13 protein-coding genes and 1 pseudogene are annotated in these 14,951 nt (G+C 51.9%); 12 read left to right on the top strand and 2 right to left on the bottom strand.

Going from position 1 to position 14,951, the window contains the following annotated elements; genetic code table 11:
- Positions 1-108 precede the first annotated feature (108 nt).
- The 3 genes from XYCOK13_RS11405 to XYCOK13_RS11395 all read left to right on the top strand — a co-directional run bounded on the left by XYCOK13_RS11405 (position 109) and on the right by XYCOK13_RS11395 (position 1,952).
- Positions 109-918: a DUF368 domain-containing protein gene (locus XYCOK13_RS11405; RefSeq protein WP_213412279.1), complete on the top strand. Its 810-nt coding sequence runs from the start codon at positions 109-111 to the stop codon at positions 916-918.
- 240 nt (positions 919-1,158) lie between these two features.
- Positions 1,159-1,665, top strand: a complete 507-nt coding sequence (locus tag XYCOK13_RS11400) for a YfmQ family protein (protein WP_213412278.1) — start codon at positions 1,159-1,161, stop codon at positions 1,663-1,665.
- An 89-nt stretch (positions 1,666-1,754) separates the two neighbouring features.
- Positions 1,755-1,952, top strand: a complete 198-nt coding sequence (locus tag XYCOK13_RS11395) for a hypothetical protein (RefSeq protein WP_213412277.1) — start codon at positions 1,755-1,757, stop codon at positions 1,950-1,952.
- Between the two features lie 52 nt (positions 1,953-2,004).
- On the opposite strand, the gene pdxR is transcribed toward XYCOK13_RS11395, so the two are convergent.
- Complete coding sequence (gene pdxR / locus XYCOK13_RS11390) at positions 2,005-3,438, bottom strand: MocR-like pyridoxine biosynthesis transcription factor PdxR (RefSeq protein WP_213412276.1); 1,434 nt, start codon at positions 3,436-3,438, stop codon at positions 2,005-2,007.
- Between the two features lie 415 nt (positions 3,439-3,853).
- Here pdxR and XYCOK13_RS11385 point away from each other — a divergent pair, with 415 nt between their 5' ends.
- The 3 genes from XYCOK13_RS11385 to XYCOK13_RS11375 all read left to right on the top strand — a co-directional run bounded on the left by XYCOK13_RS11385 (position 3,854) and on the right by XYCOK13_RS11375 (position 6,080).
- Positions 3,854-4,468, top strand: a complete 615-nt coding sequence (locus XYCOK13_RS11385; protein ID WP_213412275.1) for a hypothetical protein — start codon at positions 3,854-3,856, stop codon at positions 4,466-4,468.
- A gap of 180 nt (positions 4,469-4,648) precedes the next feature.
- Positions 4,649-4,972 carry a hypothetical protein gene (locus XYCOK13_RS11380; RefSeq protein WP_213412274.1) on the top strand — a complete coding sequence of 108 codons (324 nt, stop codon included), beginning with the start codon at positions 4,649-4,651 and terminating at the stop codon, positions 4,970-4,972.
- Positions 4,929-6,080 (top strand): stalk domain-containing protein, encoded by a 1,152-nt coding sequence (locus XYCOK13_RS11375; RefSeq protein ID WP_213412273.1) that lies wholly within the window; start codon positions 4,929-4,931, stop codon positions 6,078-6,080. The genes XYCOK13_RS11380 and XYCOK13_RS11375 overlap by 44 nt, the downstream gene beginning before the upstream one ends.
- A 187-nt stretch (positions 6,081-6,267) precedes the next feature.
- On the opposite strand, the gene XYCOK13_RS11370 is transcribed toward XYCOK13_RS11375, so the two are convergent.
- On the bottom strand, positions 6,268-7,260 hold the full coding sequence (locus XYCOK13_RS11370; protein ID WP_213412272.1) for a LacI family DNA-binding transcriptional regulator: 993 nt from the start codon (positions 7,258-7,260) through the stop codon (positions 6,268-6,270).
- Between the two features lie 261 nt (positions 7,261-7,521).
- On the opposite strand from XYCOK13_RS11370, the gene XYCOK13_RS11365 reads away from it, so the two are divergent.
- From XYCOK13_RS11365 to XYCOK13_RS11340, 6 genes and pseudogenes are all read left to right on the top strand, one after another.
- On the top strand, positions 7,522-9,828 hold the full coding sequence (locus XYCOK13_RS11365) for an RICIN domain-containing protein (protein WP_213412271.1): 2,307 nt from the start codon (positions 7,522-7,524) through the stop codon (positions 9,826-9,828).
- A 24-nt stretch (positions 9,829-9,852) separates the two neighbouring features.
- Complete coding sequence (locus tag XYCOK13_RS11360) at positions 9,853-10,752, top strand: carbohydrate ABC transporter permease (protein WP_244865122.1); 900 nt, start codon at positions 9,853-9,855, stop codon at positions 10,750-10,752.
- Entirely contained in the window at positions 10,749-11,567 is an 819-nt protein-coding gene (locus XYCOK13_RS11355) for a carbohydrate ABC transporter permease (RefSeq protein WP_244865121.1), read from the top strand. The genes XYCOK13_RS11360 and XYCOK13_RS11355 overlap by 4 nt, the downstream gene beginning before the upstream one ends.
- A 14-nt stretch (positions 11,568-11,581) precedes the next feature.
- Entirely contained in the window at positions 11,582-13,003 is a 1,422-nt protein-coding gene (locus XYCOK13_RS11350) for an ABC transporter substrate-binding protein (RefSeq protein WP_213412269.1), read from the top strand.
- 49 nt (positions 13,004-13,052) lie between these two features.
- Positions 13,053-13,778 carry a hypothetical protein gene (locus XYCOK13_RS11345; RefSeq protein WP_213412268.1) on the top strand — a complete coding sequence of 242 codons (726 nt, stop codon included), beginning with the start codon at positions 13,053-13,055 and terminating at the stop codon, positions 13,776-13,778.
- A 720-nt stretch (positions 13,779-14,498) separates the two neighbouring features.
- Positions 14,499-14,916 (top strand): annotated as a pseudogene (locus XYCOK13_RS11340) (YciI family protein); the annotation flags it as partial.
- Positions 14,917-14,951: the final 35 nt, after the last annotated feature.

Below are 14,951 nucleotides of genomic sequence, written 5' to 3'. Positions count from 1 at the left end.
TGATCAGCCAATATGGAATTGAAATCAGGTGAACGACCTGTTACCTTTAAGAAGGGGATAGGACGAGATCAAACTCGCCGCATAAACCGGATATGGGGGAGAAAACCAATGGAATGGAGAAATATTTATCGAGGGATGATCACGGGGGCTACTGATGTTGTTCCTGGTATAAGCGGGGGAACGATTTTAGTGATGCTTGGCATATACGATCAGGTCGTTGCCGCGATTAATGGATTATTCTCGAAGGAATGGAAAAAGCAACTGGGCTTTTTGATTCCTCTGGGGATAGGAGTCCTTCTTGCAATTTTTACACTTAGCCGTGTATTGGAATGGTTGCTTCATCATCATGCGGGTCCGACGTATTTCTTTTTTCTTGGATTAATCTTGGGGATTCTCCCCTTTTTGTTTCGCAAAGCGGAGGCCAGACGCACGTTTCGGATGCGGCATTACCTGTTATTAGCCATTGGCGCAGTGTTGATCGGTTCCTTGATTTTTGTGGGCGAGCGCGAAGTAGCGGTCATTGAGCAGTTTACGTTCGGTACATATTTGCTGTTGTTCTTTTCGGGGTTTATTGGCAGCAGTGCCATGATTTTGCCGGGAGTAAGCGGGTCGTTTATGTTACTGGTGCTTGGCGTATACCCAACGGTCATTAGCGCGATCAGTAATCTTCAGCTTGATATCATTGCTGTTACCGGAGCGGGAATCGCGATTGGATTGATTGCCATGAGCAAACTGATCAACTACTGCTTAACTCGCTTTGGTACAGGAACTTTTGCCGTTATCATTGGCTCGGTGTTCGGGTCTGTGTTCGTTATTTTTCCGGGTTGGCCGGCAAGCGGCGCATTGTTGGTCGTAAGCATGCTCACCTTTGCCACAGGATTGCTGACTGCTTATTTGTTGGGGAAGGTGGAATATTGATGCATGCCTTCTTTCATGAAGGCAAGATCGGACATCTTCAAGAATCAGTCGTCCACTTATCATACTATCTGTCTTATTCGAAGCAACACAGTCCAACCAGTGAAATGGTTGGTCTTATTTTTTTTGAATTGGATGGTCCTCTGTTGTAGCTGCAGCGTTATGATAACACACGAAACAAAAGATAGGCGGATGCAGAGCGCTGAGGCGGATTCGAAATTTACTAGTAAGGAGATGTGGCCGATGACTTGGGCTGTCCTGGGCTCGATCATTCTCTTCAGCTTGATCAAAATAATGATGACCTGTCTTCCGACCGGAGTGGTCGAGTGGCTTCTGAACCAGTTCCGAGTACATGAAGCGCTTCGCTCAACCGATGTTTCGATTTCCTATGGCGATGTGCCGCTGGAAGACGAAGACAAGGACCAAATGATCGTTTTTTTCAATCAGGCCAATCTGCTCGAAACCCATTATGTTTGGCCGGGTGCAGAGCATCTATATGCTGGCAACGGCGGAGTTCCTTTTATTATCACGATGAGAGGAAAAAGTTCGGCCTCAATCAGACTGTTTGACGGCGGAGATCATATTGCAGTCATCAAGCAATCCAAACGGAAGCTTATCGCCTACAGCCTGGGCTCCGAACAACTGCTTCAACATATGAGCCGCACAAGCGCGCAGGATACACCTGACCGTGCCTGTCCGATCGAGGAGGCCAAACCGTCGCCGTTGATCAGCGCCCGATCTGTTCAATAAAGTCTGAGCTATGGCAAAAACATCGTCAGAAAAGTACCAGATTGCCATATATAACGCATAATGAGGGGGTGAGCATGGTGGGCTGGATAATGGCAATTCCTGCGAGCATTATCATTGCTGGGCTTATCGCAACAATCCTTATCGGTGCTTCCAAAGCGAACAAAGAAGGGAACCCCGCTTATTTCCAACAAACGGGGAAGAAGTGGATGCGCTTGTCATGGTATTACATCTGGTGCATACTGCTAGCCGTACTTATCTTCTGGATCGTATTTCAATTTATCATGTAGCACCCGAACCACTGAGTCATGACTCGGTGGTTTTGAATTTGGACTCAGGCAGCTAGAGAAGCGCACGCAGCGCTCGCGCGAATGCCGCTATCCCCGGACCGATTTCATCTGATCTTGTTCTTGCGAACGTCATGCGGATATAGCCCGAGTCAGAGCCGTAGACTGTCCCCGGAACAAAGACGACGCCTTGCTTGATAGACTCTTCCAACAGCTTGCTCTCCTGAATTTCCGGCTTGATCTTGCACCACAGATGCAGGCCGCCGCGAGGAACGGCGAAGGAGACAAGCTCCTTCCATTCACGCTGCATCGCTTCGATGATCAGGTCCCGTTTGAACAGCAGCTCTACCCGCAGCCGGTCCAAATGCGGCCCCACATAGTCGGAACGGATAAATTGCTCGGCTGCCTGTTGGGGGATGATGCTTAGCCCAAAATCCATCTGCATTCTGGCATCGGCCAGTCTTTGGATCACGCTGTTCGGAGCGACCATCCAGCCAATGCGCAAACCGGAAGCGGCAATTTTGGAGAAGGAACCGATATAGAGGACGGATCCGTGCTGATCAATCGCCTTTAAGGGCGGAGGCGGCGAACTCTCGAAAGCGGTGAGGCTGAATGCGTCATCCTCCACTATCGGCAGCCCCAGCTCGCTTGACAGTTCTAGCAGCGATTTCCGCCGTTCGTCGCTGAGGACAGTGCCGGTAGGGTTTTGGAAGTTGGGGTTCAAGAAGACCATCTTGATACGATGCTGTTTATGCAGGTCACGCAGATCTTCAGGCTGAATGCCGTTCGCGTCTACTGGCAGCCGGAACAACCGCAGTCCCGCCGATTGAAACATGGGCAGGGAGTAGCAGTAGGAAGGATCTTCAATCGCTACCGCATCACCTGGCGACAGCAGGCATTGTGTGATCAAATAAAGGGATTGCTGCGATCCGGAGGTGATCAGAATCGAGGAATCCGTTGTTGGAATGCTTCTGTACTGATCCAAAAAATCGACCAATGCTTGCCTCAGCGGCAGATAGCCCTGCGGATGGTCATAACCGAGATAGGGTGCGTGAAGCTTCTCTTGCATAAGCGTTGAAATTTCGCGGACCGGGGCCAAATCGGCGGACAACTCGCCGCTGGCGAAATCAATCAATTCGGGATGTTGGGCTAACGCTTCGCGAATGCGCCGCAAAAAAGGAAGATTGGGCAGGAAGCTGCCGCCTTCTGTGTAGCGTTTCCAGTTGGGCGTATGCTTGGGGATAGCTCCCCATTTGGTGCGGCTTACTCTTGTTCCGCTGCCTGTTCGGCTTTCGATGATGCCGAGCGAACGCAGTTCGTCGAAGGCGAGAATCACCGTGCTGCGATTGACCCCCAGCAGTTCGGCAAATTTTCGCTCTGACGGGAGCAGGCTTCCCGGCGGAAATTCACCGAAGGCTATTCTTTGCTCGACATGGTCGGCGATTTGGGCGTAGAGCGGTTTCTTGCTGTTGCGATCGGGTTTCCACATACTCATTTCCTCCAGCATGCATCACTATAAGCTTATTGTTGATTATCTTATCATGCTTCTTGTCTAATGGCGAAAGCGTATAAATTCATTCCGCAATCGTGTTGCCTAGCAGACGGTTGACTTAATACGATATATCGGTATCTGTCTGGCCAGGGGATTCGGCAGCGAGGGCTATATAGGTGTCAGTTCCGTTAAATGGTGCAAAGGGCCGAACATTCACGATTAGCGTCCGCTGCTTCCGTTAGCGTTGGCGGGTACCGACATGTTGCCTCTTCCGCGGAAAAAATCGGCAAGCACGCGAATTCCCATTGACCGCACATTTTACAACACCTCCGTGCAACAAATCCGTCTACTCATCACGTCTGTATATGGAAAGGACGATAAACACATCTTGCCTACAGAGGGATGGTGCAATATGAGAAAACTGACGGGGACTGTATCTCTTTTGCTTTTGTTCACAGTGCTGAATGGAACGCCGGCGTTCGCGCTTTCCTGTGTGGAAATGCCGCCGGTGGAAGAAGCATACGAAAAGTATGATGCGGTCATTGTAGGCCAAGTGGACGAAATTTCTCGCAAGGGTGAGCATCATGAGGTCAAGGTAACAGTCCAAAGAAGCTTTAAGGGAGTCGAAGCCGATCAGATCACTATGATTGAGAACAGCACATGGGGAAATCTGAATGGACCAAGCGATGCAGGAGAAACGTATTTGTATTTCTTGCGGATCACGGATGACGAACAGTGGGAGAACCCGCTGTGCTCGCCTTCCATGAAAGCTGGCGAAGCAGGAAATGAACTGGCCTATTTGGAAGACAAGGAGCTTCCGATCACCCTGGACCCTGTTCCGGTCGGCGATTCCACAGAGGCGGATGCCGAGGAGGAGCCGTTCGCCGTCAATGAACCTTCCGACAGTGCCGAACAGGAAGAAAATCAGCGATCTGCTTCAACAAGCAGGACGGTCATCGCCATTGCTCTTGTCATGCTCATGGGGGGCGCCGTCTATCTGGCAGTCAGCAAGCGCTCGAGGAAATGAAGCGGCGAGTAAACGGGGGACCTCCGAATCACGCAACAGGGGAAGGTCGCCTTCTCTTGGCAATGCGGCAGAAAAAAGGGAAATGATGAAACTCTATACTAACGTTTTGCGTCTAATGGTCAACGGCACATTGCCAGATTGGCCATTATTTTTTTGTATGGGAGAGGGAGGATCATAGCCATGAAACGATGGTTGGAAAGAGGAAGGTCGGGCAAGCTGCTGGCGGTACTGCTCGCAGGCAGTCTGCTGCTGTCGAGTACTGCTTATGCGGAGGATCGGAGCGGGCAGAACAAGAAGTGGCTGGAGGATGTTGTCCATATTGCGACTGGCGATGTAGCGACCTATGCGGTGAAAAAGGACGGCTCCGCCTGGGCATGGGGGGGGCATGCTGGGCAGAGGGATGTTGGGGAACGGGTCAATCGTGCCGGTTTCGACGCCGGTCAGGATGGATATAGACGATGTGAAAGCCATAGCGGGAGGTTCCGCTCATGCCCTGATCCTTAAGCAGGACGGCACAGTGTGGGCAACAGGATCGAATGCCTATGGCGAGCTGGGTGAGGGATCGATCTCATACGCGCCGGTGCTCACGCCGGTCCAGATAGAAGGATTGACGGACGTCGTTGCTATAGCGGCATCCTCGTACAAGAGCATGGCGCTGCAGCGGGACGGAACCGTCTGGGAATGGGGTTGGATCGGAAATGAGCAGCTGGCAACGCCTTCAAAGGTAGAGGGCTTGCCTGCCATTCGCCAGATAGCAACAAGCGCTGCCTCGTCGATGGCGCTTGGCAGCGAAGGTGAAGTGTGGGTTTGGGGAATGGAATTAACCGACGACACGCCGGTAAAGGTCCGCAAGCCGACGCTCGTCAGCGACTTGCCGGCAGCAACCGGCATTGCTGCGTCCCATCATCGGGGAGCGGCTATCTTGGCGAACGGCAGCATTCAGACCTGGATGAATGCCAAATCGCTAAGCGTCTCCGACAAGCTGCTTCACCCGATACCGATTGACCATTCGCAAGGGGCAGTGCAACTTGCGGGAAGCCACATCGATGGCTATTTCAGCTTCAGGAAGGAAGACGGCAGTGTCTGGATGTGGAATGGTTATTGGAATGAGCCAGCCTATGCAGCTGTGCAGGTAGAAGGGATAACGGATGCAGTGGACCTAGCCAATCGGCAAGGGAAGCACTATGCCTTGCTTCGGGATGGCCGTGTGGCCGAATGGCAGATAGGGCCGGATGGCAAGCCGGAGAAGCCGATCTTCGTGCAAATGGCGCCAGCCATTATCGTCAATGGGCAAGCCCTGGAACTGGCGGTTCCGCCAATTCGGGTTGATCAATCCTATTATGTGCCGCTTAGAGGGGTATTTGAACATATAGGCGCAGTCGTTGAATGGCGGCAGGCGGAGAATAAGGTGGTTGTCTCCAAGGAAGATCTGCTATTGGAAATGGACATGTTCTCCAAGCGGACGACGCTGAACGGGAAAGTGATTCCGTCGGAGCTGCAGCCGATTACGAAAGACTATATGACCATGGTTCCGCTTCGCTTCGTAGCGGAGACCCTTGGAGCGAAAGTCCAATGGTTACCGGAGGAGCATGCCATACTCATTGAATTTTAAACGAATGGAAGACAACGGCAATCTGAGCGCGTGCAAAAAAACGGGAAATGTCATGTGCGTGACAGCACATGAACATCAAGGATATGCAGAAAAGCAAGCTGGACGGTAACGTCCAGCTTTTTTTGTCAAGTCATAACCACCGGCTAAGCCGGTGGTTATGACTGTAGGCGTGACACGCGGCACCCGATCAGTTCAGAGCCTTCGTGCTTCCCCGCACAATTAAATTTGTCGGCACAAGTGTTTTCAGGCGTATCGTTCGCGCTTGTTCAATCAGCGCGATTACGGCGTGGACGGATATCTCTCCCATAAAAGCTCTTGGATAGTTGACGGTTGTGAGCGGAGGTGTCGTGAAGTTGGTTAGATTATGCCCATCCATGCTGACAATGCTGATATCGTGCGGAACTTGCACGTGCTGTTCACGCAGGTAATCTAGTGCGCCGATAGCTAGCGGGTCGTTAGCGAAGAAATAGGCGCTAGGCAGTTCGCCATGCGCGTAAGCTTGCTTCATCATTTGGTAACCGTTCTCGGTTCCATGCCCGCCGATCCAGATGCGGGGCTCGTATTTTGGAAAGTGTCTGTACATGTACGCGCGGAAGATATGATCTCTGCGTTCCTCGAGCGGCAGATCGGGATTTTCCGATGAGCCGATATAATCTATTCGCTCATGGTTTAAGCTGCGAAGATGGTCCAATGCGGTATGAACGGCTCGTCGCGTGTCGAACCATACAGAATCATAGCGTTGTTCATCAGGGTTACGGCCAATGATGACAATCGAATTCGTCGGGACAGTAGAGGCGAATGCAGCAATCTCGTCATTCGTGTAGTTGCCGATAATGATGGCGCCGTGCAGGCTGACATCAGTCAGTCCCTTCTCATTAAAGCTGCTGATCAGATCGATGCCAAAGTCGGAGCATGCCCCTTCGATGCCGGTACGGATGGAATAATGAAAATCGTCCTTGACGTGATTGTGGAACAAGGATGGGTGATAAAGCAGCGCCAGGCGATAGTGCTTCTTTGTGTACCGTTCTGACACGGTCTTATACTTCAACTCCTTCGCGATCTGCAGGATGATTTGCCGTGTTGCTTCAGACACTTGCAGCGACGGATCGCGATTCAATACACGAGAGACGGTGGCAGGCGAGCAGTTGGCGCGCTTGGCAATATCTTTAATCGTGGTCATCATTGTTCCCCTTTGCTACGAATTTTCGGTAAAAATTTTACTAAAAGAAGTATATAGGAAGAATAATTATTTTGTCAAATATTATGAGACGACTTTTACATAAACTTCACATAATTCTTACAGTCCGCTAACAAAACTTGGTTGATGGGGATTTGAGAAGTGTGCTAATCTGACTTTGTGCTAGTAAAAATAAATCGAAAATAAGGTAAAAATTTTACTTGCACTGTATGACCGACATCTTAAGAAAAGGAGTAAGTGAATGTGAGGAAACTACGAGGATTCATCATTGCCAGCCTGGTTTTGGTAATTGTGTGCTCAGCTTTATTTCCTTTCCAGAAGGACGCGGTTCATGCTGCTCCTACATGTGTCCCTTACGGCCCCTACCCCGGATACGGCTATGATCCACAGAGATTGATGGAGCTGATGGGACAGCCGCCCAATCCGGAAATCGGTCCGTTCCTGTCCGCGCACCGCGGAGCTTGGGGGAACATGCCAGGGCTTCTGAAGCCAGCCGTGGAGAACACGCTGGAAGCGATCGACAATGCGGCACACTTGAAGTTTGAGATGGTCGAACTGGATCTTAAGCTGACTAGCGACAATCAGCTTGTGCTGATGCATGACTATACGGCAGGCCGTGTGTTGCCGAGATTGGATCCGTCTTATGACGGACTGGCATGGGATCCGGTATCGGCAATGCTTTCGAACGGATACCAGCCACAGCTTCATGACGATTGGCAGACAATGCATATGTATAACTCCCTGATCAAGGATCGCAGCTATATGGAGCTGCACACGCCGGCAAAGCCGCTTGTCCTGTTCGACCGCAACGGCAATGAAGAGTTGGCGACGATTATGGGTACGACAGTAAGAGGGGAATTTATTCAGACGACGCAGCAAGTGCATACGCTGAAGACAGCGCTTGAGTATATCGGCGACAACTATCCGGGTATGACTGTCGTGCTGGATCTGCGTCATTTCGAAGAAGTGGTGGAAGCACTCCATGTCATTGATCAGGTCAGTGATTGCCGCAATATTCCAGCCAAGGATTGGGTCATTCTCAAGCCTTTTGCGAATGTGTTCAAGGGGGGCTGGTACAACTGGGCACATCGTAATCCGGCATTTCCCCATGATGAGTCGGTCGTAGGCAAGCTGGGTCCGATCGCCTACGACTACAAGTGGATCCCTGCTATTTCAGGCCGTCAAATTACAGGCAACGCACCAGGCAGTCCGCCGTCTATCCCCGGTGCTCCTGGCCCGGATGTATCTCAGATCACCGGCGATGTCTTGCAATATGTAGTTGACTGGCTCCGTGAACTGGGAGGAGCCGTTGTTACTATTGAGTTGGGCATTGGCGATTATGCGACGAGCCCATCCAATATTCAGCTCGCTTACGATTACGCGACGACTTATACGACCACGATGCAAGCATGGCGTCCGCCGGACATGATGGCGGATCAGCAAGTAACGGACCCGGGCAAGTGCCTGGAGAAAGTCAATGGGAACTGTGTCCGCGAAGCAACAATTATCGGTTTCAACTGGAAGGATGACGGGCTCGGCGTTTACCCGATCCATAAGGAGCTGTACCGCACCTATGAGGATGTGCGCAAGACAGCAGGCATTATTACAGCTGACAGTGTGATGGAAGTGCTTCGCAGTGAGACATTCAGCAGGCCCATTGTACAGGCGGCGATCTCGCGACCCTATGACAGCATGTTTGGCGATACGACCTTGACTGGGGTTGTGGACAATCGCATGTACAAGCTGCTGAATCTGGGGAGCGGCAAGGCGCTGGATGTGGATAATGCCGGGGTGCTGAACCGCAGCAATGTACAACTCTGGCGAGACAATGGAAGCGGAGCGCAAGAATGGGTGTTTGTGCCGGATTCCGCTGGTACGTACGGATTGCAGAATACGAATAGCGGCAAGTATTTGGATGTTGCAGACGGAGGAACTGCGAACAGAACGAATGTGCAGATTTATGAGCGGAACTTTTCCGGTGCGCAGCAGTGGAAGGTAGAGTATGACCCTCTACATCGGGCGTACAAGATTTGGAATCCGCAAAGCGGCAAGGCGCTGGATGCTGCCGGCGGCGGAATGAGCGATGGCACGAATGTGCAAATCTATTCGAGCAACGACACTTTGGCACAGCGCTGGCTTCTCATCCCCGTAGATCATTATGCCGTTTACAACATTCGTTCCAGCTCGTACTTGCATGCAGATGGGTATATAAGCGACGGCACGAACGTGAATGTGACGAACAATCCGCAGTACATGTGGAAGCCAATAAGACGAGGGGACGGCTCCTATTCGCTTATTGGTATGGGCAGAGGTGTTCCCCATATGCTCACTCCTGTCGGGAGCAACGATTTCGATAATGTTGAACTGTATGCCGAAAACTATGCAGACAATCAGAATTGGTGGCTCTTCACCGATGAGGAGGGAGTTACAAGCCTGATCAACAAACAAAGCGGGAAGGCATTGGACACATACGGGAATGCGGCGGGAGCCAATGTCATCATCCACACGCCGAATGGAGAGCCTGCACAACAATGGATTTTTCATCAGTAATCAGCGAAAGGAGCGGGGTTGAGAGTGCTTCGGATCAATGCCAACATCGCGCACCGCTGGAAGGAATGGCTGCTGGGCTACGGCTTTTTACTGCCGGCCCTGACCTTGTTCGGCGCGTTTCTATTTTATCCTCTGCTGCAGTCTGTATATTTGAGTCTTCACATGACGGATGCCCGCGGGAGGATCGCGAAATTTGTAGGCGTGGATCATTTTGTTTCATTGCTGACCGATTCGCGATTTTATGACAGCCTGATCGTGACGGCCAAGTTCACCCTTTACACAGTGCCGACTGGCATCGTCATTGCCCTGCTGATTGCTGTGCTGGCGCACGTGCCGCTGAGAGGAATGAAGCTGTTTCATTTCAGTTTCTCTCTGCCGATGGCGCTGTCGGCAGGCACCGCCTCCGTAATTTGGCTGCTGCTGTTCCATCCGAGCGCAGGCATGTTTAACTACATGTTAAGTCTGTTCGGATTGGAGCCTGTCGGCTGGTTGACTGACCCGAAGCAAGCGCTGGCTTCGGTATCGTTGATGACAGTATGGCTGCACCTGGGCTTTAATTTCATTGTGCTGCTCAGCGCTCTGCAGGGCATTCCGCCCGTGCTGTTGGAGAGTGCCAGAATAGATGGAGTGAAGCCGCTGCAGATGTTCCGCTCTATCCTGGTTCCGATGCTGTCACCGACGTTGTTCTTCTTGACGATTGTCTCAATCATCGGTTCATTTCAGACATTTGGTCAGATTCACATCTTAACAGGGGGAGGCCCGGCCCGTTCGACGGAGGTGCTTGTCTACGCCATTTATCAGGATGCCTTTGTGAACTTTAGGTTCGGCACTGGGAGCGCTCAGGCGCTGGTGCTGTTCGCCCTCATTCTGCTGCTGACCTGGATTCAATTTCGGGTGGCGGAAAGGCGGGTGCATTACCAGTGAAGATTGGGAAGACGGCGGCGCATTATACCGTATTGGCCGTCTTGGCTGCTGCAGTGCTTTACCCGCTGTGGTATGCGCTTGTCACCTCATTCATGACAGCCGGGGAGCTGGATGTGTATCCGCCGCGATGGCTTCCTTCAAGCATCCAGTTGGACAACTACCGCGAAGTGGCGGCGCTGGTTCCAATTAGGAAATTTATTCAGAATAGCTTCATTGTATCGCTGGGCATTATGATTGGACAATGCTTGATCTCCAGCATGGCCGCCTATGCATTCGTCTTCATTCGTTTTCCCGGACGAGCTACTCTGTTCGCGCTCGTGCTGGCGACGATGATGGTTCCATGGGAAGTGACGATCATTCCGAACTTCTTGACCGTTCGCGCGTTAGGGTGGCTGGATTCATATGCAGGATTAATTGTACCGCTTTTGGCCAACGCCTTCGGCATCTTTCTGCTTCGGCAGGCCTTCCTGCAGCTGCCGAGCGAGCTTTTTGAAGCAGCCAAGATTGATGGCTGCGGGCATATTCGCATGTTTTTGACGCTGGCGCTTCCGCTTTCGAGGCCTGTGCTTGCCACGCTGTGCGTCTATGTGTTTTTGAACGCCTGGAATCAATATTTGTGGCCGCTGCTCATTACGAATGATCCCGGCATGCGCACTGTGCAAATCGGCATAACGATGCTGCAGTGGGAGGAAGCGCAATCCTGGAACTTGGTATTAAGCGGTGTGGTATTGGTACTTCTGCCGTCCCTTCTGCTGCTCGTGTTCGGCTTGAAGCAGCTTGTGCAGGGAATAACGGCGGGGGCAATAAAAGGATAAGGAGAGGATAAACAATGAAATTGAAGGTTACTGGACAGAACAGGGGATTTTCTATACTCGTGCTCGTAGCGGCTTGCTTGTTGCTGCTGAGTGCTTGCTCGTCGGGAGGCAATGGATCGAATGGCGCGGCAACCTCTTCACAGCAATCGGTCGCAAACGATGCGACTTCGGGTGGATCCGCAAATGAAGGTGCGCAATCGTCAGAGCCTGTGGACATCATCTGGTGGCATGCGATGGGCGGCGAGATGGGCAGGGCTGTCGATGATCTGGTGGAGCAATTCAATTCGTCCCAGGAGGGTGTGCGTGTGGAAGCGGTTTTCCAAGGGAGTTATGACGAGCTGCTGAATAAGATGAAGGCTTCCTTTGGCTCCAACGCTGTACCGGCCATGGTGCAGATGAATGAAGTGAGCAGCCGTTATATGATCGATTCCGGCGAGATTGAGCCCGTCCAGACGTTTATTGATCAGGAAGGGTATGACTTGGACAAGCTGGAGCCTAATATCACAGGGTACTATACATTTGATGGTCAGCTGTACGCAATGCCTTTCAATACGTCCAATCCGCTGCTCTATTACAACAAGGATATGTTCGCGGCAGCGGGACTTGATCCAGAGAGTCCGCCGCAGACGTTTGAAGAAGTGTATGAAGCGGCTAAAACACTGACGAAGGATAGTCAGACAGGCATTGCGATAGCGATCAGTCCATGGTTCACGGAGCAGCTCTTCGCGAATCAAGGCGCTTTGCTGGTGAACAACGGCAACGGTCGCGAAGCGCCGGCAACCGAATCGCTGCTCGCTTCCGAAGCGGGCATGAAGATTATGACATGGTGGAAGCAAATGATCGATGAGAAGGTGGCCTTGAACTTGGGGCGCAAAACTGCAGATACGAAGAAGGCATTCGTCGCCGGTCAAGTCGGGATGATCATTGATTCCACTGCAGGATTGAAAGGCATTGTGGATAGTGTGGGCAACCAATTCGAAGTTGGCACAGGATTTTTGCCGCGTCCGGCGGATGGCGCTCCGGGCGGTGTCGTAGTCGGCGGAGGCAGCTTGTATATACTCAAGGATGCAACTGCGGAACAGCAGCAAGCCGCATGGGAATTCATGAAGTTCTTGGCGGAGCCGGAGCAGCAGGCGTACTGGCATATTCAAACTGGATATTTCCCTGTAACCCCGCTTGCTTATGAACTGGATAGTGTGCAGCAGAACATGGCCGAGTTCCCGCAATTCCAGACAGCTGTAGATCAATTGCATGCGACTACCTTGAATCCAGCGACTCAAGGGGCGGTTATGGGCGTGTTCGCAGATGCGCGGGAGAGCGTAGCCAATGCAATAGAGCAGGTGCTGACTGGGGCAATGGAACCAGAGGAGGCGCTGCAGAAGGCAGCAGAGGAAATTCAAGCGCAGCTTGAGCGCTACAACATGACTAACGGCTAGAAGCTAAGGACGTTTCTAAAATATAGAAAATGGAGATCAGGTGTGCTATATGAATCATAGAATGTTTGTTGACAGGCTTGGCCGACAATTCGAAGAGGAGGTCCAGGCTCCTGTATCGGCGTGGTCCATCGAAGCCGGTCTGTCCAACAAGGTGACCCGGGAAGGGGAGTTCCGTCCCTTCTTCGGGGCGACCTCTGTGTTCCCGCTGTCGGTGGAAGATCGTGAGAAGTGTGAGCTGCTGCAATTCAATCTGGCAGCGTTGATGAGAGAGTTGGCTTTCGTCGATCCGGCGACCTTTCATATAACGCTGCATTCTTTCGCAAACATGAATAATGTATCGTTGGACAAGCAGGAGGTAGAACGCGCCATTGCCAGCTCGGAATCGGATGTGCAGGCGGCTTTCTCGAAGATTCGCAGGCAATATGCAGGTTCGGTCATCCAAATGAGGGCGCTCGGTGTGAAGACGACGTGGAAGGAAGCGGTGAGCCTTCAGTTTGTGCCGAGCAGTGATGCGGACAGCTCGATTTTGCTTGATTTGTTCGCGCAGTTGGAAGAAGTATATCCGCTGCACAAGCCGTATCAGCCGCATGTGACGCTCGGCTATTTGTTGGCTCGCCCATATCGCGACACCGAGGTGTTCAGATTGAAGGAAGCCGTTCGCGAAGTGAATGCAATGTCGATGCCGGTGATTGCCTTGCAGGTATCGGATCTGGTGTACCAATACCATCTGGACATGAACCATTACGTGACAGTTTATACGCTGCTGGATACATAGGCAGCACCGTCTGCAGGAGCAGGGATGTCTGACGGCCGATTCATCGGTCTTGCGGACATCCCTCTTTGCTTTACATTCGTGTCTTTCTGTTTCTGCGCCGGGTTCCATGCGGAATATGCGTTCGCTGCCTTGGCGCAGGAAATACCCTTTCCACATCCATCCTGGATTTCAACTCGGATTTTTTTCTTCTGTGTGTCGATTTGGCGGCGTGCTGTTCGTCGTATGGATAGGGGCGGAAAGAAACGCCGCTTCTTGAGTCCATTCCAATATAACCATATTAGAGAAAGCGTTGGGAACGATGGAGCAAATAAAGGAAAGAAGCAACAGGAAAAGGGTTATGCGCGCGTTGATTGCTTGCGGGGTAATATCAGCACCGCTGTTTTATGCCGTAGCCGTCTTTGCGCGTTCCGGCTTCGATATCAGGAAACATGCGATCAGTTGGGCGAGGCGGGGTGGATTCAAAGCGGGAATTTCATTGTAACCGGTTTGTTTGCTTTCTTGGCAGCAGTTGGCATGCGCCGCTTGCTGCGAGGCAGCTGGAGCGGCATGTGGGGGGGGCGCTTTTGATCGGCGTCTACGGAGTGGGGATGCTTGTGTCGGTTTGTTTCGAAATAAATTGGCGAGGATGAGGGTTTCCAATCGTCGAAATATATAGAAGTCGGAACAGAAGGAAGCGGCAGGCAGAAGTTGGCTTCACGAATAAATAGGAGGCGTTCACTTATGCGATTTATGATGATTGTCAAAGCAACCAAGGATTCAGAGGCGGGGAAGCTGCCGAGTCCGGAGCTGATTGAAGCGATGATGCGGTACAATGAGGAACTGGTCAAGGCGGGTGTATTGCTAGCCGGAGACGGGCTTCATCCCAGCTCCAATGCGATTCGCATCTCCTATCCGGAACCGGGCGGGAAACCGCAGGTGGTGGACGGGCTGTTCACCGAGGCGAAGGAGCTGATCGCTGGCTATACACTGATCGAAGTGAAGTCGCGGGAGGAAGCGATTGAATGGGCAATGCGGATGCCCGATCCTCATGGATGGCGAAGGGCAGATTGAGCTGCGGCAAGTTTATGAAACAACGGAGCTTACAGATGATCCGGAGCTGGTTGCCGGGAATGATGCCTTAAGAGTAGAGTTGGAAAGAGGGGAAGAAGGATGCGGTTACGAGGCACAGCAGCA

This window comes from Xylanibacillus composti (assembly GCF_018403685.1).
GTDB lineage: Bacteria > Bacillota > Bacilli > Paenibacillales > K13 > Xylanibacillus > Xylanibacillus composti.
This window is presented reverse-complemented; position numbering and strand designations above follow the sequence as displayed.

Coding starts and splice junctions, on each gene's coding strand:
- XYCOK13_RS11405 (WP_213412279.1), top strand. CDS start 109: ATGGAATGGAGAAATATTTATCGAGGGATGATCACGGGGGCTACTGAT.
- XYCOK13_RS11400 (WP_213412278.1), top strand. CDS start 1,159: ATGACTTGGGCTGTCCTGGGCTCGATCATTCTCTTCAGCTTGATCAAA.
- XYCOK13_RS11395 (WP_213412277.1), top strand. CDS start 1,755: ATGGCAATTCCTGCGAGCATTATCATTGCTGGGCTTATCGCAACAATC.
- pdxR (WP_213412276.1), bottom strand. CDS start 3,438: ATGTGGAAACCCGATCGCAACAGCAAGAAACCGCTCTACGCCCAAATC.
- XYCOK13_RS11385 (WP_213412275.1), top strand. CDS start 3,854: ATGAGAAAACTGACGGGGACTGTATCTCTTTTGCTTTTGTTCACAGTG.
- XYCOK13_RS11380 (WP_213412274.1), top strand. CDS start 4,649: ATGAAACGATGGTTGGAAAGAGGAAGGTCGGGCAAGCTGCTGGCGGTA.
- XYCOK13_RS11370 (WP_213412272.1), bottom strand. CDS start 7,260: ATGACCACGATTAAAGATATTGCCAAGCGCGCCAACTGCTCGCCTGCC.
- XYCOK13_RS11350 (WP_213412269.1), top strand. CDS start 11,582: ATGAAATTGAAGGTTACTGGACAGAACAGGGGATTTTCTATACTCGTG.
- XYCOK13_RS11345 (WP_213412268.1), top strand. CDS start 13,053: ATGAATCATAGAATGTTTGTTGACAGGCTTGGCCGACAATTCGAAGAG.